The organism is Chloroflexota bacterium, assembly GCA_018648225.1.
Taxonomy (GTDB): Bacteria; Chloroflexota; Anaerolineae; order Anaerolineales; family UBA11858; genus NIOZ-UU35.
Map to the genome: position 1 here is coordinate 1 of JABGRQ010000184.1, position 1,598 is coordinate 1,598.

Sequence of the window (1,598 nt, forward strand, 5' to 3'; positions counted from 1 at the left end):
ATTAACCTGTCCAAGCGGATATTCGCAAACCGTACCGGCAGCCGCATTATCGGGGCAAGCATTCGAAGAACCTGGCAACACCCAACCAGTAGAACTATTCGCTAAGTCGAAAGTTGCGTTGGCAGGGACCGTTTCAGTGATGACAACCCCGGTTGCCGGGCCAGTGCCTGTGTTCTGATAGGATATTCCGTAAACCAATCGGCCACCCGGCGCAAAATAATCTGAGCCATCAGTTTTGTTACCGTTAATTTCCAATACGGGCACAACAATATCAAAATCGGCGCTGCCGGTTTGGGAATTTGAACCCGTTTTTGCAGAAACCGAGTTGACGAGTTGATCACCATCTTGATTGGCAGCCTCACCTTCGACCTTTGCCACCACTTGCAGGACAATCTGATCTTTATTATTCTCAACCCCATCTACCGTGTTCATCACATCCCCAAAATCAAAAACCACCTGATCGTTATAAGCATCTGCATCAGTATTATTATGGGTACCAAAACTGGTCGGACAGGTTCCGGCAGGATTATTGGTTAGTGTTAAATTCGAACCAACGGAAGTTACACAGGAACTCAATACGCTGAGAACGCCTGCCGGCGATGTTGGCAAATTATCGGTGACAGTCACAGCCGCTGAATTGCCCTCTGGCAGGGTGACAACAATTTCAAAAGTGACTTCTTCGCCAATGGTCAGGTCTTCAATGGTTGCCCGATGCTCAGAGGGGCCCGTTGCTGCAATGGAGGTTGATGTGATCGACTTGGCAATGGCCGGATCGGAAATCTTGATCTTGGCCTGATCCTTAAGATCGCCCTCTTGCCCAGAACCCCCCGAACCGGTGAAATCGTCACCGCCTTCTTTGTTTGAGTAATTGGTGATAGTGCCCTCATTCGCAATTTCCACACCTGGAGATACAGTGGGCTTCACCTGCAAGTCATAGGTAATGATGATGATATTATTTCCCAGATTGGGATCGTGAGACTGACAAAGACCTGTCCCGGGATCATCAAGTTTAATACCGCCACCGAACAGGTCGGTATCCGTTGCCGCAGTGCCATCGGGTTTTGTATAAGTAATACCGCCGGTGCCATCTCCAAAACGAATATCCAGATTCAAACCCCCAGGCGGAATTTGGAGTTCAGGCGGCAATCTATCCAAAATGGCAATATCATATGCCCCCCCGCTGCTATGCCCCTGATTTTCAATGACAATGGCAAAGGTAATAATATCGCCGCCATCAGAGCCATTGATATTGCTATTGATGGCATTGTTTTCTAAATATGTAGAATCAATCTTGGCTGGCGATGTCCAACGTACGCCTGAGCTGCCCGGTGCAGTGAAGGTGTAGCCGCTCAGGGCCGGATCCATGGTGGCGTTGGCATTATCGGTAGCGATAATGCTTTTCTTGCCCACCAACACCGGCTCATCGAGTACAAAATCGATGATGGCGCTGCTATCGCTGGTTGAATTCTGGGTTGAGCCTTCGTGAACTGTGGCCTGGTTGGTTAATTTTAGCCCATCGGTGAAAGGCTCAGTATTGACGGCAATCGAAAATAAAATTTCGATTGCCGTGGCCTGATTACGAGAATCATCGAAATCGC

The 1,598-nt window shown here is 48.8% G+C and carries 1 protein-coding gene; it reads right to left on the reverse strand.

Translation table 11 applies throughout. From position 1 onward, the window contains the following. On the reverse strand, nucleotides 1-1,598 hold a 1,598-nt coding region (locus tag HN413_16330; protein MBT3391967.1), incomplete at both ends, for a DUF11 domain-containing protein.